Below are 19,317 nucleotides of genomic sequence, written 5' to 3'. Positions count from 1 at the left end.
ATCCTCCTGCGCTAAGAAGTGTAGGAGGATTTTTTTGTTTTCTCTCCACAAGCAACATGAATAATTTGTAGTATTTTCAATTATAACTATCTTTAAAATTCAACTTATAAATCAATAAAAATTATGGTATTAGAAGTAGTAAAACTAACAGTTAAAGAAGGACAACAAGAGAACTTTGAACGTGATTACAAAATCGCGGCGCAATATATCTCTGCGAGCAAAGGCTATATCAGACATTCCATACACAAAAGTCTAGAAAAAAGTAATGAATACATTCAATTCGTAGAGTGGGAAAATTTAGAAGACCATACGGTAACTTTTTTCGAGTCTGAATTGTTCCAAGAGTGGGCAAAATTATTGCACCATTACTACGACCCAATGCCTACAGTAGAGCATTACGATACAGCAAATATTCTGGGTTAAGAAACAATACCACAGATAAATCACCGTTATTCTGTAAAAAATTAATTTGTTATCTTTGTACAGGTCTTCCTATTGTGCGAGACAAATAAAATTTTAATGTAAAATACGTTATAAATCAACCTACTCATTGATTATAACATTATCCAAAAGAAGATGTATACAAAAGAAAAAGCTGTAGTAAATAGTTTTATTGTAGATCACACTATACTAAAACAAGGTATATATGCCAAAGCTTCAAAAACAAATGAATCAGCGGTAAACGCTTATACAACATACGATATTCGTATGATTCGTCCGAATTCTCCAGAAAGAATGCTTTCTCCTGAAGTAATGCACACATTGGAGCACTGTTTTGCGACAGAAATTCGTACGATTTTAGGTGACGAAGTTATTTATGTAGGTCCTATGGGATGTTGCACAGGCTTTTATGTGGTATTAGCAGGAACAAGCAGAACTCCTCAAGACATTCAAGCATTGATGAAACAAGTATTAGAAATTATTTTGGAAGAAGGTTATGTAGTTCCATTCCAAAATCCAATCAGCTGCGGAAACTATACTTTTATGGACTTCGAAAACACATTGAAAGCTTGTCAAAACTATTTAGATTTAATTAATGCGGGCAAATTAGAATTCGAATACCCTTACATCCAAGAAGCGTAAATGACACTTAATAAGAATATTAAAACTGTCATTTTAGTTGCGAATAAAAATGAACTTGCTTTTGACACAGCAGATGATTCGATTGCGGTTTATGAAATTGGTGTAGGAAAGGTTAATGCCGCCATTGCTTTATCCAAATTGTATCAGCAAATCCAAGCATTGGAGATTAAGCCAATCTTGCTCAATGTCGGTACAGTTGGTTCTATCAAATATCCAATTGAGCACGTGTTGTATCCAACATATTTTGCCCAAGGAGATGCTTATACGGAAGGATTTTTCCTAGAAAACACGAAGTTCTTGGTGGGGAATGGAAAAATTGAATCGGTAGAATTAGAAGATTTTGACTATAACAAAGCCTTACTAACGTCCGACCGCTTTATTAATACAACCACAGCGTTTTACCAAGATATAAAAGATTTAAATGCAGAAGCTTTCGATATGGAAGCTTATGCTTTGGCAGATTTTTGTTACCAACATCAGTTGCCATTGTATATGATTAAGATTGTATCTGACAATTGTGATGGTACAGTCAAAGATTGGGAAAATATTTTGAATCGGATTTCTGGAAAATTAGGCAATATCGTCTCCAACTATCTAAAAGAATTACAAGCATAAACAAAAGGACAATCTTATACTTAGAATCCTCCTGCACTAAGAAGTGTAGGAGGATTTTTTTCACCCACCATATTTAATTAAATAAATTACCTAAATTTATTTAACATAAAATTTCATTTCAAGAAACATAAGACAATGACACAAACCTTATTCTGCGTGATTATATTTTTAACGTCGCTATTTAGTTGTGTTTCTTCTACTGAAAACAAGCTTGCCAGAAATCAAACAAATGAAGATGATTTTAATACCAAAAATTACACGCTAGATATTACATCCATTAAGTCAAAAGCTGATGAGACATTACAATACATCAAGTCAAAATCGATGAGCGAAGAATTCTGCATTTTGATAGATATGAAAATTCATTCCGGTCGGAACCGATTTTTTGTTTGGGATTTTAAAAAGGATACGATAACGCATAGCTATTTAGTAGGTCACGGTTGTTGTGATAGGCCGTGGGGTAAAGATTATACTAAAGACAATCCTTCTTTTAGCAATGTAGAAAATAGCCATTGCTCTTCATTGGGGAAGTATAAAATTGGTGAAAGAGGCTATAGTTCCTGGGGAGTAAAAACTAAGTATCTAATGCACGGTTTAGAAAAAAGCAACAATAATGCACTGAAAAGAACTATCGTTTTTCATTCTTGGGAAGCTGTGGCGGATGAAGAAATATACCCAAGAGGCACACCAGAAGGCTGGGGATGTCCTACTCTTTCCAATGACAATTTTAGAATAGTTGATAATAAATTAAAAAATACAAAACGACCTGTTTTGATGTGGATTTATAATGATTAACAACTTGAAAAATTAACTTATACCTTTTCAGTTCTCCAGAGCAATACATAACAAAGGACCCAAGTTACAACAAAAGATAAAATCAAAACTATACCTCTATCGGTTAAATTTTTAATTAGGTTCACACTCATATAAAAAAAAGGAATCAGACTAGCGATAGGTGCATAAAATGATGCACGTAGGTGCCAAAAACGAAATAAAGCATAAGAGATTAAAAAGATTAAAAATCCAATTAGAGTGAATATTAATAGATTTAAGAATATTAGAATTTTTACTTTTTGGATAAAGAGCCACCAAGAAATCACCGTAAAGCCCCAAAATATTAAATATTGTTTACCGAATAATTTTAATCCTTCTAGCATAATTGTGTTTTAAGTTAATTTTCATCCGTTCAATAAGTAACCCTGTTTCAATTGTTAAAATTTTCATAAAATTCTTTGAATTAAGATTTTATTATTTACTTTGTATTTCAAAGTACTTTTATTTAACTATAAACAACAAATATTATGACTATGATTTTAAACAAAAGACGAGCTATTATCCTTTCGGTGATTGGATTTATATTATTACTACCTGTTATAGGCATGCAATTTTCTACTGGAGTAGATTGGAATGCTTTAGACTTTATTATTGCAACATTTCTTTTATTACTAATTGGTTTTGGAGTTGACTTCGCTATCAGCAAGTCAAAAACTACCTTTCAAAAAATTATATTCGTAGCAATAGTATTAGGTATAGGATTTCTGATATGGGCAGAATTAGCGGTAGGAATATTCGGAAGTCCTTTTGCCGGGAGTTAAATATTTTAACTCGTCGATTTTCTTTTAACAGTTGAAGAGTGTGAAAAGAAAATAAAGGAACAATTTTTATTAGCCAAACATTGATTATATTTAAAAAATATAACCCAAGATGAAATATAGTTTCTTTATTTTTTTATTGTTCCTAACACTGATTTCGTGTAAAAAGGAAACTAACACCGATATTACCTTAGACATTGATAATGCAAGTATTGGTTTTAATTTTTTCGATGAGTTTAGACAGAATCAAATTGATTCTGTGGAGATCTTTTTTCCTGAGATAAATAAAAAACATGTTTTATCGCCTGGAAAAACAATTACCAATCTTCCTGCAAAAGATATTAAAGCAATTATTTCAAAGAAAGGATTTGTGACACAAGAAATTATATATGAGCTAAGCAAAAGCAAAACAATTAATGATAATATAATTCTTGTTTATGATTCTTTTATACTCGAGATGCCTACAGATACTTTATATGCAGGACATAGAGGTAAGCAATTTTCATTTTCAGTGCGTAGAAATAATGTTTTTGAAATTGAAAAACCAAATTGGGTAAAAATAGACACTTTATTTACAGGATCTCATAGTATTAAAATTAATATAGAAGTTGAAGAAAACGCTGAGAATAACCATAGATTTGGCTTCATTACGTTTAAAAACAAAGACTCTAAAATAAAAACTCCAGTCTACCAGCTCAGAAAGAATAGAATTGAAAGTGTATTTATAGAATGGCATGATCAAAGTTCATTTGAGGTAAATCTAATTGATTCCATAGATAAAATTCGTTCTATCACTACATCTAATAGTTATTGTTATCCAAACATCGAGAACACAACCTTACAATCGAACAAATCAATAACCTTTAAGAGTGGTTGTAATTTCATTACCCAAGGCATTACTTATAATCTAACGGTACAAAACCTAGGAGGTCTAGATACATTGAGTTTTAGATTCCAAGGGTATGATGAAAAGTTAGACATGAATCAATACAATGAAAATGGATTTTGGAATTGGAAGATTTTGGGATCTAACAGTACGAATAATCTATATTACACCAATGATGCGGGCAGAGAAATTGGCTGTATAGATCTAAATACCTTTAAAGTCACTTCACGATCGAAATTCAATTTTCCGACGAGGCATATTGCTTACAATTCGTTTAACAAACAATATTATGTCACCTCGACGAATAATATTTTAAGAAAAGTGAACCCAACATCAGGTCAAATATTGGAAGAAATTTTCTTAAGCCCTAATCCAGACGACCATCCGGAAAGTCCAAAGGTTATTCCAGAAGAAGTACAATTTAATAAAAATGGCTTAGGCTTAATGGTGAATATTGGAAATAATATAAGTGGAAGTAATGTTTTTAGTATAAATACTGCTGATAAAAATAAGATTACACGATTAAACTATTTTGGTTCGGAAAACTATTATTCCAGTGTGGCACTACTATACAACGAATTAGATTTTAGCATTCGGCAATATAGCAGGCTATTTTTGTGGAAGACAAGTAACAACACCTTCGAAAGTTATTATGATACATATGTATTTACGCCGTTTAATAATTTAGCAATCTATGAAAATAGATTTTTGAATACCGTAACTCATCAGATTTATGGTGATCCTATATATGGGCATATTTATGCTTTTGACAAAGTGAACAATTTGATATACAGCCATACTCAGGACCAACAACGTTCACAATGGATTACTTATTATGATTTATATGGTAAACTGCTAAATAAAATTCCGACTACCAGCATCGATATGAAAATAGATAATACTGGAAAATACTTAATTTTCTGGGTCAGCTCAAAGAATAGTATCTATAGAATACGAACAGATTATTTCAAAAAGAAGATGGAGTTAAAAAACTGGTCTGAAAATTTATAAATAACTCTAATAACTTATTTTTAAATAAACTTAAGTACAAAGGAATTGTTCAAAACCATACAATTTCTTTGTACTATGAAAACTAAAAAAATTAAAAAGGAGGATCCTTATAAAGAAGATAACTTCAAAAAGAACACGAAATAAAACACAAAGATGGAAATTAATACAGCAAAACGTCCAGAAAATGATAAGAGCCCCTTACCTCATAACCCCAATAGAGCAGATAATAAGTGATTAAAATCAATAATTATCTTACTCTAGTTATAGTATTTTATACTATTCCATCCATTCCCATACACTATGGTAATTATTCAATTCCGTGACATAATCCAACATACCTTTATAAAATGAATGTTGACCTACTGTCCCACTATCCCCTATGACTATTAGTTTTTTCTTCGCACGTGTCATAGCCACATTCATACGACGAATATCCGATAAGAATCCAATTTGTTGAAGAGAATTACTACGAGTTAAACTGATGTAAATAACATCTTTCTCCTGTCCTTGGAAACTGTCAATAGTATGAATTTGTAAAAACGGAAGAAAGGGATTAAAAAATTCATCAGCGTAAATCATCTCCTTCAAAATATGGGATTGTAGGCGATACGGAGCTATAATTCCAATTCTAGGAAAATTATCCTCTGCATATTCTTTAGAAAGATTTGTAAGATTTTCTTTTAAATGTTTTATTAAAAATAAGGCTTCTTCTTTATTTGAAATAGCATTTTCTTCAACAAGCTCTTCAAATCCAGCACCAGCAGTATCTATAAATACAAAAGGCTTACTATCATTAACCAACGCCCAATGAGCTACTTTGGAATCCGCTATTAATTTCCCTTCATATAAAACCTGTGAAGGATAAAGCATAATTTGACTGTTCATTCTGTACTGCACATCCAATAAAGAGACCGCAACAGGAAAACGTTTGACCAATTTTTCGAATAAAGTAAGATAGAGGCCTTCATTTGGCTTTATTGAAGATTTTACTGTTGGAGGAAGTTGACAATGATCACCTGCCATAATAAGCCTATCCGCTTTCAAAATAGGAATCCAACACGCGGCTTCCAAGGATTGTCCTGCTTCATCTATGATTACTGTTTCGTAATCTCTTTGTTTAATATTTGTATGATTCGATCCTACTAATGTAGCGGTAATTACTTCTACATTGTTCAATACATCCTCTACTATATAATCCTGAATCTTATCTATCTCTCTACGAATCTTACGTGCCTCATCAAAAAGCGCTTTTCGTTGATCACGCTCCGCTTTACCAAAGTTACGCTTGTATTTGTGTGCCATGTCGAGATAAGCACTGACTTGCTTTTCTAAATTCTTACGTTCCTTGTTGGCGTTGTGACTATCTATTTTAGCATCTAAAGTAAGTTTTTGTAAATGATCTGAAACACGTACAGGATTTCCCATACGAATTACGTTAATTCCTTTTTCATGCAGTCTTTCCGTCAACAAATCCACAGCAGTATTACTGGGTGCTATCACTAGAATTTGTTTTTTTCGGGCTTTTAATAATGCTTGAATACCAGCTATCAATGTGGTAGTTTTCCCTGTTCCCGGCGGACCATGCATGAGCACTAAAGGTTTGTTACTCAACATTTCACCCACTGCATCATTCTGACTTTTATTCAAAAGTTCATTGTGATATATATTTTCTTCAGTTGAATCGTAAGGGTAATCTTTCTCTCCTAATAATTGCTGAACAAGATTAACTTCCTTAGGATCTGCAAGTCTTTGTTTTGCTTCTTTTAAAGCATCAAACATTTCTTTATAGGAATGTTCATCAAACAGTAAATCTACGCCCAATTTACCTCGTCGGGTCCAATCAGGTAATTCGTCCACACGCACAGAAATACGCATCGTATCTCTACTTACAAAAGCAATTATACCTTCGAGACGATCGGTTTCAGGATCATGATTAGAAAATAGAGCAACGGGCATTCCAAAACGAAATCTATGTCCCTCCTCCAAAAAGTTAGTTTTTTGTATAGTAATAGTTAGGTAATCCCCTCGTCCTATTTCGCTTCCTGAGATGGATATTGGAAACCAACTTACTCCTTGAGTTCTGCGTTCTTGCAAAGAGCTACGCAACAGTAAATTTTCATGTTGAATAAAATCTATTTGCTTTTCAGCTTCCAACAAGGCTATCTGCTCATCAAAGTAATTCATAGCACAAAGAAAAGGAGTTTTTTAGCAATAAAAGATTTTACTTGCATTTATCAAAAGATCCATTCCCTAAGCAGTGGACAATAGTGAACTAAGTCAATCTTAGATTGTTCTTCGATAACACTAAAACTTATAACCATGAAAAAGAATAATTCTGTTATCAGCAAAAACAATCCGAAGAAAGACCCATATAAAAATGAGGACTTCAAAAAGAATATAGAGGAAAATACTAAAGTAGAGAGCAACACGGCAAAACGTCCTGAAAACGATCAAAGTACTTTGCCTCCTAACCCAAATAAAGTAGATAATCACGAGTAAGATATTAGTTAGAATAAGCTATTTCCCTATCTTTGCATCTACATGCAAACACCTCCTATTGTGATTATCGGCGCTGGTCCAGCGGGATTGATGGCTGCACAGCGATTGGCTGAAGGCGGAAAAACCGTACATATCTATGAACAGAATAAAGCCGCGGCACGAAAGTTCTTAGTAGCGGGCCATGGAGGTTTTAATCTTACACACAGTGAAACTATTTCGGAGTTTATCTTAAAATACGATAAAAAGGAAATTCAGAATATAGTTGAATCATTTGATAACCAAAAAACTATAGATTGCTTAAAAAGTATAGGCATAGAAACCTATGTAGGAAGTTCAGGAAAAATATTTCCCATAAAATCTATCAAGCCAATCCAAGTATTACAAGCTTGGTTGGATAAGTTGAAAAGCTTAGGTGTTCAAATTCATTATGACCATAAATTTGTAGACTTCTCTGATAATAAAGCGATTATACAGCATGGTAATGAAATTGTAGAGATAGAGTTTTCACGACTTATCCTTGCTTTAGGTGGAGGCTCCTGGCAAAAAACAGGTTCTGATGCCAAATGGGTATCGCTTCTAACAGCAAAAGGAATTAAAATAAATCCAATGGCTCCTGCTAATTCTGGATTTAATACGACAGAAGATTTCAAGGACTTGGAAGGACAGGTTTTAAAAAATATCGAAGTCAAATTTGGTAATATTCGTAAAAAAGGAGAAGTCGTATTTACACAATACGGTATAGAAGGCAGTCCCATTTATTATTTGAATAGATTTACACGTCCTCACTCCTTTCCCCTAACCATTTACATCGATCTAAAGCCTCATTTTTCGGAAGAAGATATTTTGGCATTTTTAAAATCTTCCAATAAAACATCAGAAATTCTTAAGCAGAAGCTAAAACTCAACAAAACAGCATTAGCCTTACTCAAAAATTTGGATAAAGTGACTTATACGAATCCTAGTTTATTAGCACATGCTATTAAATCTTTTCCTATACAAGTAGAAAGTTTTAGACCTATTGATGAAGTGATCTCTACTGCTGGTGGAATTTGTTTTGAGGAAATCAAACAAACATTGGCTCTTAAAAAAGCGCCTAATATATACTGTATTGGAGAAATGCTAGATTGGGAAGCACCTACTGGAGGTTATCTATTACAAGCTTGCTTTAGCATGGGACATTATTGTGCAGCGCAAATTCTTAATTCAAAGTCTTAAATCCCTATGTATCCTTATCACAATAAAATAAAACAGCGTATTTCCAACGGAGAATTGGTTAAATATGAATACGTAGACAAGTATAAACAAATCCAACCCGCATTGCTCTTGTATTTTCGAACTGAACCTTTCGTTCGCCCTATTCGCGAACATCGATTCGAAGAATACGAAAAACTATTTCAAGAATTAGGCTTGAAGTAATAAAAAGTTTTCTTGCACAAAATCTGTTGTAATTAGCTCAGCAAATAAACAGTCGAATTGATCTTCAAAAAGAAGAACTAACTCCTCTTGCATTTCTTGACGTATTGGGAAGCAAGCTTCTAATGACAATATAAATCCCAAAAAATATAATCTTAGCAATTTCATAATTGATGTTTTTCATCTATAAGACGAGAAAACATCAATTATGGTTGCATGTATATCAAAAAAAATTTAATGTCTAATAATATGTGGGATAAAGCGACTTTTGTCCGTCGTAATAGGCATATCGGATTCGCGGAAAGAAATACCACAAGATTCTTGTCCAATAACCCAGCTTCCTATTATAGAAAACCCGGTTTCTTCACGATGTAGCGTCGCTAATTCTTGATAGATAAAACCTTCTTCGCCATACTCTCCTGCTGTATCGTAAATCATTTCATTCTCGTAATACATTTCTACATTTGCGCCTTCACGCGAAAGAATGGGCTTACGTACATAATGCTTCAAATGAGCTGGTTTTTCAAAATAGGAAGAAAGCAAGTATGGATGATTAGGAAATAGTTCCCACAATATCAGTAGAATAGCCTTATTAGACAAAAGCATTTTCCAGGAAGGTTCTATCCACTGCGCTTCATTGATGTCGTTGGTAATATGAACACCAAACTCTTCATTTACCATCCATTCCCAGGGATATAATTTGAATATGGACTTAATCTCCTCACCTTCCAAATCCACAAAAGCGCGTCCATCCCAACCAATATCATCAATATAAATTAATTTCGTCTCGATACCAGCTTGAATAGCCGTATCACGCAAATATTCCACATTAGTCAAATCTTCCAATGTTTCCTTTGCGCAAGAAAAATGCAAGATTTCACCTTTCAGATAGGGCTTTAGATTCTTCCAGCTATCGATTAGCTGTTCATGTACACTATTAAATTGATCGGTTAATTCCGGGAAATAATGATTCTTCCAATACCATTGCACAATACCTGTTTCGAACAAAGAAGTCGGAGTATCCGCATTGAATTCCAACATTTTGAGTTCATTATTATTTGCATCGAAAGCAAAATCAAACCTTCCATAAATAGAAGGCTCATCATTCTCCCAACTGCGCTCAATATGATGAATCATATAAGCAGGAATATGAAATTTACTGTACAGCTTATTTTGAATAACATATTCCACCGCCTGCAAACACATATCCCACAGTTCTGTTGTCGCTTTATAGATTAAGTCTGCATCTTTTGCACGGATCTCGTAATAATAATCATCTACCCAATACCGCTCACCTTCAAAAGTATGATAACCATACCCAATAGATTCTAAACGAGATTGCCAATTTGGGTCAATACGTAGTTTTTTTATCTGCATTATGAACCAAAAGAAGATCTAGGCGATGAAACTGAACTCTTCCCAAATCCACCACGCTGAGCTTTAAAGGCCGAAGCTTTTGCTGCATTAGTACCTGCTACAGACTGCGGGTGTAAGCTATTGTTGGCATAGCCCATCATTCCGCCCATATGTCGAAACGCCATAAACCACAATAACGATGAACCCATGTTACTACCGTGTCCACCTTGATGGTAATTGTTTGTTACTTCAGTATAGGGTGCAGTAGAATCCGCACGCATAAATACACGTTGCTTCCCTTCTACAGATTGATTAGCATCAGGTTGAGCACATGAAGCCAATACCGACGTAATCAATACCAATTGTATATTTCTTGTAGTTGTCTTTCTCATTATTGTACAGTTACATAAATTGGAACTTTGCTCAATGTTGAAGCGGTATCTACCGTACCCCAAGTTTGCGGTGCAATACCTGTTTTTATGGTATCGGATTTTGAAGCAATCTCTTCACCATTATACCATATATGCTGTGTCGTGATATGCAAAACTGTATCGCCTTGTGTTACTGTTTTCAGAGTCACCTCACGAGCAGATTTTTTGTCAAGCTGTTCCAATGCTTGTTCAGGCTCATTAGCGCATGAAGCTAAGCCCAAAACAGATATAATTAAAAAAGTATATTTCATATAAAATTTAGTCAATCACAAATATAACATCTTAAACAATTCCTTGTTCGATTATTGAATAATCTTAGTTGGTGCTACGCTATAAAATTTCAAATTTTCGGCTTCAAATTTTTTGTAAAGATGCAAGAACACATCACTTTTAAAACCTCCAGTATTCGAAGCAGAATTTACCCAGCCAACCACACTAAGGTACACCATATCATCACTCACATCCTGTACACTAATAGAAACGCCCAAATTATCTAAATAATTAGGATTAGTCTCAGCGGCTTCTTTAACCCATTTATACACTTCATCCAAATTTGCTTGTCTATCAACCATAATGGTAAAACTCGTCTTACTGTATTCGTGAGAAAGTGTCCAATTGACTACTCTACCTGACAGCAAATCACCATTTGGAATGATCACGTCTGCTCCATCACCTGTTTGCAACACACTAGCACGAATGCCTATTTCCTTCACACGACCTTTCTTATCGGCTAATTCAATCTGGTCTCCGACGCGGAAAGGCTTATCAAATACCAAAATAATTCCGGACACAAAATTGTTGATGATATTCTGCATACCTAGACCTATACCCACACTCAGTGCACCAATTACAACGGTCAACTTATCCAAACTCATACCCAAGGCAGACACCGCAAAGAAGAATCCGACTAGAATAATCGCTAAGCGCACCAATGGGAATAAGGTCATCTTTTGGTTGTAAACTTGGCTTAGTTGTCCATTTTCACCACCTAAAACAATCAAACTAATATTCTTTTGAAGCCAATTCGTAACCAGTAGCAAGATCACCGCAACGATAAGGTGATTAAATGTAAAAGATATATCCCCGATGTGACGTTTTTTCTCCAATACACTTTCACTGAAACGTACTAATTCATCTATAAACTGAAGATTGTTTGCCAGTACCAACACAGCAAGAATCACACAAATAAAACGCACCACCTCGATAATAATCTTCATCGTACGAGCTTGATTAAAACGTAACCAAAATCCTCTATACAGATTATCACGGTCGAATTGTCTTTGTAAATCTTCGCGAATCATTTCAATGAAAAACTGCAAAGTAAAAGATTGAACTAAACCTACAGCACAAGCTATACTAAAGCTTCGGAAAGCATCTACTTTACCAATGATATTCAATATGATAGCGGTAACATTCAATATCGCGAAGATCACATAAATAAAATTGTTGATATAACCCGCGGAGTCTTTATCACGAATACGTTTTTTGCTGTAACTAACCATCCCCAATGCCAGAAGATTGAACACGATACAGATAATACGCAAAAACATATCATCACTTACGATCATATTTACAAATACATCGAGAATGTAAAACAAGATGATCACACCCAACACTTTTCTTTGCGTAAGGCTGAGCTTGTTAAACGATAATGCGGTGTAGAAAATAATGATAACAATCTGTGCGGCTTGTATAACAAATGTTGGAGTGAACAAACTCACTAAAGGTAATAGCGTAAAGTAGAAAATAATAGCCTTACATACTACCTTCGCAATCCAGATTTTAGAAAGTGTCTTTCCTGATTTACGATCTATATCAAATCGTGTACGGAAGCACCAATACGCGTATGCAATAGTCAACAGCAATAACAGAATACGTGAACTCCATGGAATATCTTTAAAATATCTTCCAAAAGCATTGGTATTCTGATAATTGTTCTTAATGTTATTTATAATCGTCTCACGCGATATATTTTGAGAAGTGGATTTCCAAATCGAATTTGATGATTTAACAGAATCCGTTGCTACAATTTCTTGCGCTGTGGATGCTACATCTTTCAGTTGGCTTTCATTTCTAGCAATCAGTGCATTTACTTTCGCGGATGCCGCTTGTATAGAATCCAATTTAGTGGTTAACTGATTCAAAGAAGTATTCAACCTTGTCGATAATCGAGGAAACTTCTGCTCGTTAATCTGATATTTTTGAATAAGACTTTGCACAGAAGATCTGGATCCCAATATACTCCCTCTGTAGTTGTTGAGAGAATTCAATATAGAGTTGAGCTGTACATTGTCGTCGTGTATTAAGCGGTTGATGTGAAGGACAGAATCTTTCGAAGCATTCTTCTTTCTCTTAATCTGTGCATCACTTTTTACAGCCAATTCATTGACAACAGTATTTATTTCCCGAATATGCAAATTATCCAAATACCCTAACTCCAGAGCCCGCAAATCTCTTCGCAAGGAATCCGAAACCACATGATGTGTAGAATCTGGATGTACACGATCCACTAATCGTCCCGTACTGTCTTGTCCCCATACGCCTGTAAAAGAACCACAAAAAAGAACCACGAAAATAATCCAACGATAAAAAATATCTTTCATGAAGTAAAATGCTTTAACTCTATTTTAGATACCAAATTTCGATATAAATCTGCATTAATTCATGTATTTGTTGAAATCCTTACATGATGTTTAAAATATTATAATATGTTTAATATTTTTCTATTTCACAAAAAGTGATTCACAGCAATAAATAGATTAAGCATTGATTTCAAAATGAACATATTAGCTCCATAATCTAGTTATTTTAAAATTTATGAACGACAAATCCGTACAATCCAACCCTATTGTTATTAATAGTATATTACCTCAATGATTGCTTCCTCTTCTATTATGACACAAAAAAATACTTTCTATCCAAAAAGTAATGAAGCAATCGGATACCACTTCATCAACTGACAAACAAATTCACTGTATTGGTCGAAACCACCTGGCTCCTACGCCCTATCAGCTGGGCACGACAACCAATCTGTGCCCCTTGTCGGATATTGCTAATTAAAAAGCGTCCCTTTACGTCGATATGTGAAATCCATGACGGCTCCGCTTGATCCAAATAACAATACTCAAACAGTATGCTATTCACGGCTCTATTTTTCTTGATGACCACCTTTATTTCTCCAGGATTCTTGGTATTGTTCACCATAAATTCTGTATAGTTTGGCGGTAAGTATTCGCCCGAACCCGAGTAAGAACTCACCACATTAAAGCCTGAACTGAGCATCATAGCTCTGTTAAAAATAAATTTGGATTGTACCGCTGCTGCCAATACCTCTAGCGCTTCCAACAATAGTTGCTTTGCCGTACTTTTTTGCGCGGTATAGTAGCGATCATAGGTTTTAGCCTTTTCGATAGCCTCTAAATAAGCTACATGCCTCGTTGCTACCACGTTGACTTGCTCTTCCAATTCCGCAAAGGCAGGGTTATCTTTAATCTTCACGATTACAGTATTGGTAAATGTCGCTAACGCAGACTCATTCATACGTTTGAAGTCTTTTTTGATTCTTGGATTCTCCATATTAATCTAATTTTTAAGCGTTTATATCTGGTTAATTACTTACTACAAAGTAATCTCTACACGGATATATCTGCAAATTGCCCTGTGTGACTTTGGCAGGATATGGCAAGCCATGGCATAAAGCGTATATAATTTTCTCAACTTGTCGCATCGTTTTACAATGCCATCAGGATAGTACATAGGATTTAGAACGAAAATTTAGAGGATTTTTAAAAAGGTTTATAACAAAAACAATAGCACAATTAGTAAAAATAAATTGATTATCGCCTTATGCATCATTGCATTAAATCAAAAACTCATGAATAGGAATGAAAAACATGGAGGTAAGTAGGCTAAACAAATATGATCTAATGTAAAGCAATGTGCCTATGCTATAAAAGCAATTGTACTAGAGAAGGATACACCCATACTTTAGCTAAAAACAAAACTACTGTATCCCAAAAATCAGTAAGAGTTACTAAAGAAGCTTAAATATTAAGTAGGAGAAATTCAAACTGAAGGAGTGAGTATGGAAAGCATGGAAAAGTGCACTAATTTGAAAATCACAAGAGTGGACTAACGGTATTTTTTTCGCTTAGCATTGAATTGCATACTTTTGACGTACATCTTATCGAATTTGGTAAGTGACAAATTCATATAGGCTGCCACATGCGCACGTGTCAATATATCTGAACTCTTCAATCCAAACTTCTCTAATATAGCAGTCCGTATTCTATAGGCTGACCGCTGCGAACAGGCAAAGATTTGTTGTAAATCTACTACAGTAAAGATGAGTTTGAGTTCCATGCTGCTAAAGTTTAGTGTGCTAAACCAATATGCGGGTTATCGGGAAGGTATTTGGTTCGGAAAATAAGGCTACTCGTGTGATAAAAATACCCCTACTCAATTGGTTATAATATTAAATATAAAGAAATTATTTTTCCTTACAAAATGCTTTGAGAAAAAATAATATTATTTGAATAATTAGGACTATAAGGCTTTATTGGTTAGGTGATAGAGTTTAACATTACATTTTGAGTATTTCAAGAAATTATATATATTGTTATACAAAAAATAATTATAAACACTTTTATAAAACAATTTATTGGCCCCTTATAGAAAGTCAGCTATCAAATAAATTAAGATTAGTTGTTTTAATTAAATTTAAGACGTTGTCTAAAGTATATTATGAAAACACCTTTCAACTCAGAAAATATTATTACACATAAAATTAGTGAAAAGGGATTCAGCACATTTCTTGTAGGATACGACATAAATGATCATGGAAAGTCAGAATATAGATTAAAACCATTAATTCAAAAGTTATGTGAAGTACTACAAGAGTTTGCTTTTGGTTTTCATGAAGGTGATTCAACTGATAATACAAAAACATATTCTAAGCTTGTTGAAGCAGCTCAATCAATATATAAAATTGAAGCGTTCCAAAAAGTAAAAGATTTATATGCTAATAATGGTTCTATTAATGATGATGTAGATGATAAACTTTTAAGACGAGGAGAATTCGGAGAGCTAATACTTCACTTATTGTTGAGAGATTTTCATAATACTATTCCATTATTATCAAAAGTATATTTTAAAGATTCTCTTGGGCATGCAGTGCATGGTTTTGATGCTGTGCATATTGAACCTAACACAAAAACTCTTTGGTTAGGTGAATCAAAATTATATACCAATGGTAAAGCTGGCTTAAAAGCATTAATCAATGATATTCATGAGCATTTTAAGAGTGATTACTTAAATTCTGAATTCATGCTTATCTCAAAAAAACTAACCCAAATTGATAATATTCCTGATAAAGATTACTGGCTAGATTTAATAGGTAAATCAAAGAAGCTTATTGATCAATTAAATGCTATCAACATTCCATTATTATGTACTTATCATTGCGATTTATTTTCTTCATATGACAATGAAAATAACCAATTATTTATAAACGAATACATTAAAGAGATGCGTTTACTTAAACAATATTTTGATGATAATAATCAACATCCTTTAAAAACTAAATTGAATATAATACTTATTTTATTTCCAATTAAAAATAAAACAGAGCTTGTTAAAGGTTTGCATAATAAACTTTCATTACTACAACAATTAGGAATATGATAGAAAATTTACTCTCAGAAATTAATTCTAAAGACTATTTCAATTATGATGAAACCTTCAGTCTTTATAAAAAGTGTAGTGAATTAATAATTGAGAATGAAAATGATGCACAAAAACTTATTGTTAATATTCTAGATGAAAAAAATAAATTCGATACTAGATTAAATCCAATATTAACAGATTTAATTGAATCAGTTGGTTTCTATCCATATCTTGAAAAAGAACATCTTACCTTAGATTCAACTGATGCCTTAATCAGGCATATGTATCACTATTCAAACAATTTAAATAAATATTTACACGAAGACCAAAAGCATTTATTATCGCTTTTAAATTCTGAAAAAAATGTCATTGTAAGTGCTCCTACCAGTTTTGGAAAAAGTTTATTAATTGAGGAAATAGTAGCATCAAAAAAATTTAAAAATATAGTAATAATACAGCCTACACTTGCTTTACTCGATGAAACGAGAAGAAAATTGAAAAAATACGATGAGAATTATAAACTAATCGTTAGAACTTCTCAAGATAGTTCAATTGATAAAGGTAATATTTATCTTTTCACAGCAGAAAGAGTTAATGAGTATAAAAAATTTCTGGATATTGATTTTATCATCTTAGATGAGTTTTACAAGTTAAGTTCTAAAAGAGACGATGAAAGAGCTGATTCACTCAATAATGCTTTATACTATATTTTAAAAACTTTTAATTGCAAATTTTATTTATTGGGACCAAACATAGATGGAATTTCTAAGGGATTTGCGGAAAAATACAATGCTATATTTTATAAAACACAATCTTCTTTAGTTGATGTTAAAAGTGTTGATATTTATTCACAACATAAAGAAAAATTTGACCAACCAAAAAAGTACAAAGAATATAAGGAAAAAGTATTATTTGACTTGTTATTAAAAAATAAAGATCATCAATCAATAATTTATTGTTCCTCTCCTTCTAGAGTTCGGTATCTTTCAAAAAGATTTTACGAATATTTGAGAGAAAAATATGTAATAGAACACACGGAAAAATTAGATATAATAGAATGGATACAAGAAAATATATCCTCAGAATGGAGCTTAATAAATTTATTAAAATCTAAAATTGGGATTCATGATGGTGCATTACAAAAGCATATCACAACTACAATAATTGATTATTTTAACAAAGGTTATATCAATTATCTTTTTTGCACTACTACAATTATTGAGGGAGTTAATACTAGTGCAAAAAATATTATATACTTTGACAGTACAAAAGGAACCCAAGCAAAAATTGATTATTTTGACTATTCCAACATAAAAGGAAGAGCTGGTCGATTAATGGTACATTATACTGGTATAATTTTTAATTTTAAACCAATTCCACCTAATGAACAGATTGTAATTGATATACCATTCTATGAGCAAAATCCAATTTCGGACGAAATTCTAATCAATTTAGAGGAGCATGAAATAATTGATAAAACATCAGATCAATATAAATCTATAAAACAATTACCTAAATATGAAAAAGATGTCATTCGTAATAATGGTGTTCAAGTATTTGGGCAAAAAAGTATTATTGAGCAATTAAGAACCGATATACATACAAAATATAATCTTATTGCATGGAGTAAATATCCCACAAAGGAGCAATTGACATATGTCATATCATTAGCTTGGAATAATTTATTAAAGCCGACCGAAACTGTTAGACCAATGACACTAAAAGGATTAGTAACTGTAACCCAAATTTATGGTTATAATCAAAATATTTGGAATTTAGTTAATAACACTTTTACTTACTTAAAATCTTTAAAAAACTATAAGGAATTGCCAGATAACGAAATTATGGATGACGCCATAAGACAGAGCTTTCAAACTCTAAAACACTGGTTTGAATACAAGGTTCCAAAGTGGCTATCAGTAATAGATTCCCTACAGAATTTTGTGTGTGTAGAAAAAGGTTTGAGACCTGGAAGCTATAGTTATTTTTCAAATTTGATAGAAAATGATTTTTTAAGGGAGAACTTAACCATTTTAGCAGAATACGGGATTCCTAGCTCTGCAATTCGAAAACTTGAAAAACTAATTCCAGCGGGAGTTCCACAGGATGATGTTATAAATATAATAAGAAAAGAGAAATTATTTGATCATTCTATTTTTATAGATTACGAAAAGAATAAGCTTAAAGATACATAAGTAGGGTAAATATGTAGCACAGCTTCCCTACTAATCGTTATGCGCTATAATGAATAATCTAACTATGGAAAAAAGAACCTTGGCAACTGCAGGATTGCTAGTTATCAAAGACAACAAACTTCTATTGGCATATAGTAGTAAAAACAAACAAGCTTGGTATCTTCCTGGAGGGAAAGTAGATGCGGGAGAAGATACATTGACTGCATTGCAAAGGGAAATACAAGAAGAGTTAAATGTAGTATTGGATCCAGATAAGTTAACCTATTATTGTCATGTTACAGCCCCTGCGTTTGGTGAAAATGCTAACATCATAATGGAGCAAGACTGTTTTTTGTACGAATTAAATGAAGACATACGCCCGAGCAACGAAATAGAAGAAATAAAATATTTTGATTACAGCATGTACACTGCCGAAGAAAAACAAGTTATCGGGGTAATACAAGTAATGGAAAAATTAGCTGAAGATCGTATTTTGGTGTAAGGAATAGAAGTTACTCCTTTCATTATGGGGTAGATATAATAATTTAGAAACAGAAGATTTTATACGCCATAAAAAAGGACAACTAGTTAAG

The 19,317-nt window shown here is 33.0% G+C and carries 21 protein-coding genes; 12 read left to right on the top strand and 9 right to left on the bottom strand.

Going from position 1 to position 19,317, the window contains the following annotated elements:
- Positions 1 to 123: 123 nt before the first annotated feature.
- The 4 genes from G5B32_RS03115 (at position 124) to G5B32_RS03100 (ending at position 2,493) form a co-directional block, all read left to right on the top strand.
- Positions 124 to 423: an antibiotic biosynthesis monooxygenase family protein gene (locus tag G5B32_RS03115; protein WP_165290101.1), complete on the top strand. Its 300-nt coding sequence runs from the start codon at positions 124 to 126 to the stop codon at positions 421 to 423.
- A 153-nt stretch (positions 424 to 576) separates the two neighbouring features.
- Positions 577 to 1,083, top strand: coding sequence for an S-ribosylhomocysteine lyase (locus tag G5B32_RS03110; RefSeq protein WP_165290100.1), 507 nt, complete (start codon positions 577 to 579; stop codon positions 1,081 to 1,083).
- Positions 1,084 to 1,698 (top strand): 5'-methylthioadenosine/S-adenosylhomocysteine nucleosidase, encoded by a 615-nt coding sequence (locus G5B32_RS03105; protein WP_165290099.1) that lies wholly within the window; start codon positions 1,084 to 1,086, stop codon positions 1,696 to 1,698.
- Positions 1,699 to 1,833: 135 nt separating this feature from the next.
- Positions 1,834 to 2,493: a murein L,D-transpeptidase catalytic domain-containing protein gene (locus G5B32_RS03100; protein ID WP_165290098.1), complete on the top strand. Its 660-nt coding sequence runs from the start codon at positions 1,834 to 1,836 to the stop codon at positions 2,491 to 2,493.
- Positions 2,494 to 2,510: 17 nt separating this feature from the next.
- On the opposite strand, the gene G5B32_RS03095 is transcribed toward G5B32_RS03100, so the two are convergent.
- Positions 2,511 to 2,855, bottom strand: a complete 345-nt coding sequence (locus tag G5B32_RS03095; protein WP_165290097.1) for a hypothetical protein — start codon at positions 2,853 to 2,855, stop codon at positions 2,511 to 2,513.
- 150 nt (positions 2,856 to 3,005) lie between these two features.
- Between G5B32_RS03095 and G5B32_RS03090 the strand changes: the two genes are divergently transcribed.
- Together G5B32_RS03090 and G5B32_RS03085 are read left to right on the top strand one after the other, a co-directional pair.
- Complete coding sequence (locus G5B32_RS03090; RefSeq protein WP_206366773.1) at positions 3,006 to 3,293, top strand: hypothetical protein; 288 nt, start codon at positions 3,006 to 3,008, stop codon at positions 3,291 to 3,293.
- Between the two features lie 109 nt (positions 3,294 to 3,402).
- Positions 3,403 to 5,187 carry a BACON domain-containing protein gene (locus tag G5B32_RS03085; RefSeq protein ID WP_165290096.1) on the top strand — a complete coding sequence of 595 codons (1,785 nt, stop codon included), beginning with the start codon at positions 3,403 to 3,405 and terminating at the stop codon, positions 5,185 to 5,187.
- A gap of 276 nt (positions 5,188 to 5,463) precedes the next feature.
- Here the strand turns inward: G5B32_RS03085 and G5B32_RS03080 are convergent, their stop codons facing one another.
- Positions 5,464 to 7,371, bottom strand: a complete 1,908-nt coding sequence (locus tag G5B32_RS03080; RefSeq protein WP_165290095.1) for an AAA domain-containing protein — start codon at positions 7,369 to 7,371, stop codon at positions 5,464 to 5,466.
- Between the two features lie 135 nt (positions 7,372 to 7,506).
- Between G5B32_RS03080 and G5B32_RS03075 the strand changes: the two genes are divergently transcribed.
- From G5B32_RS03075 to G5B32_RS03065, 3 genes are read left to right on the top strand one after another with little or no spacing between them, the layout of a single operon-like run.
- On the top strand, positions 7,507 to 7,686 hold the full coding sequence (locus G5B32_RS03075; protein WP_165290094.1) for a hypothetical protein: 180 nt from the start codon (positions 7,507 to 7,509) through the stop codon (positions 7,684 to 7,686).
- A 42-nt stretch (positions 7,687 to 7,728) separates the two neighbouring features.
- Positions 7,729 to 8,901 carry an NAD(P)/FAD-dependent oxidoreductase gene (locus G5B32_RS03070; protein ID WP_165290093.1) on the top strand — a complete coding sequence of 391 codons (1,173 nt, stop codon included), beginning with the start codon at positions 7,729 to 7,731 and terminating at the stop codon, positions 8,899 to 8,901.
- A gap of 6 nt (positions 8,902 to 8,907) precedes the next feature.
- Positions 8,908 to 9,102: a hypothetical protein gene (locus G5B32_RS03065; protein ID WP_190302366.1), complete on the top strand. Its 195-nt coding sequence runs from the start codon at positions 8,908 to 8,910 to the stop codon at positions 9,100 to 9,102.
- Here G5B32_RS03065 and G5B32_RS03060 read toward each other — a convergent pair.
- From G5B32_RS03060 to G5B32_RS03030, 7 genes are all read right to left on the bottom strand, one after another.
- Entirely contained in the window at positions 9,088 to 9,267 is a 180-nt protein-coding gene (locus tag G5B32_RS03060) for a hypothetical protein (protein ID WP_165290092.1), read from the bottom strand. The two genes, G5B32_RS03065 and G5B32_RS03060, sit on opposite strands and share 15 nt — an antisense overlap.
- 66 nt (positions 9,268 to 9,333) lie before the next feature.
- Complete coding sequence (locus tag G5B32_RS03055) at positions 9,334 to 10,476, bottom strand: glutathionylspermidine synthase family protein (RefSeq protein ID WP_165290091.1); 1,143 nt, start codon at positions 10,474 to 10,476, stop codon at positions 9,334 to 9,336.
- Positions 10,476 to 10,847: a hypothetical protein gene (locus G5B32_RS03050; protein ID WP_165290090.1), complete on the bottom strand. Its 372-nt coding sequence runs from the start codon at positions 10,845 to 10,847 to the stop codon at positions 10,476 to 10,478. Before G5B32_RS03050 ends, G5B32_RS03055 begins: the two co-directional genes overlap by 1 nt.
- Complete coding sequence (locus tag G5B32_RS03045; protein ID WP_165290089.1) at positions 10,847 to 11,137, bottom strand: hypothetical protein; 291 nt, start codon at positions 11,135 to 11,137, stop codon at positions 10,847 to 10,849. The genes G5B32_RS03050 and G5B32_RS03045 overlap by 1 nt, the downstream gene beginning before the upstream one ends.
- 51 nt (positions 11,138 to 11,188) lie before the next feature.
- Positions 11,189 to 13,489: a mechanosensitive ion channel family protein gene (locus G5B32_RS03040; protein WP_165290088.1), complete on the bottom strand. Its 2,301-nt coding sequence runs from the start codon at positions 13,487 to 13,489 to the stop codon at positions 11,189 to 11,191.
- A 349-nt stretch (positions 13,490 to 13,838) separates the two neighbouring features.
- Positions 13,839 to 14,462 (bottom strand): hypothetical protein, encoded by a 624-nt coding sequence (locus G5B32_RS03035; RefSeq protein WP_165290087.1) that lies wholly within the window; start codon positions 14,460 to 14,462, stop codon positions 13,839 to 13,841.
- 555 nt (positions 14,463 to 15,017) lie between these two features.
- Complete coding sequence (locus G5B32_RS03030; protein ID WP_165290086.1) at positions 15,018 to 15,248, bottom strand: hypothetical protein; 231 nt, start codon at positions 15,246 to 15,248, stop codon at positions 15,018 to 15,020.
- A gap of 381 nt (positions 15,249 to 15,629) precedes the next feature.
- On the opposite strand from G5B32_RS03030, the gene G5B32_RS03025 reads away from it, so the two are divergent.
- From G5B32_RS03025 to G5B32_RS03015, 3 genes are all read left to right on the top strand, one after another.
- The gene (locus G5B32_RS03025; protein WP_165290085.1) at positions 15,630 to 16,568 is read left to right on the top strand and encodes a DUF1837 domain-containing protein; all 939 of its coding nucleotides are present in this window, start codon (positions 15,630 to 15,632) and stop codon (positions 16,566 to 16,568) included.
- A complete protein-coding gene (locus G5B32_RS03020) occupies positions 16,565 to 18,745 on the top strand; it encodes a DEAD/DEAH box helicase (protein ID WP_165290084.1) in 2,181 nt (726 codons plus the stop codon). The genes G5B32_RS03025 and G5B32_RS03020 overlap by 4 nt, the downstream gene beginning before the upstream one ends.
- 64 nt (positions 18,746 to 18,809) lie before the next feature.
- Complete coding sequence (locus G5B32_RS03015) at positions 18,810 to 19,226, top strand: NUDIX hydrolase (protein WP_165290083.1); 417 nt, start codon at positions 18,810 to 18,812, stop codon at positions 19,224 to 19,226.
- The last annotated feature ends 91 nt before the right edge of the window (positions 19,227 to 19,317 follow it).

This window comes from Sphingobacterium sp. SGL-16 (genome assembly GCF_011043515.1).
Taxonomy (GTDB): Bacteria; Bacteroidota; Bacteroidia; order Sphingobacteriales; family Sphingobacteriaceae; genus Sphingobacterium; species Sphingobacterium litopenaei.
The sequence above is the reverse complement of the archived record's forward strand: the minus strand, read 5'-3'. Positions and strand labels throughout refer to the sequence as shown.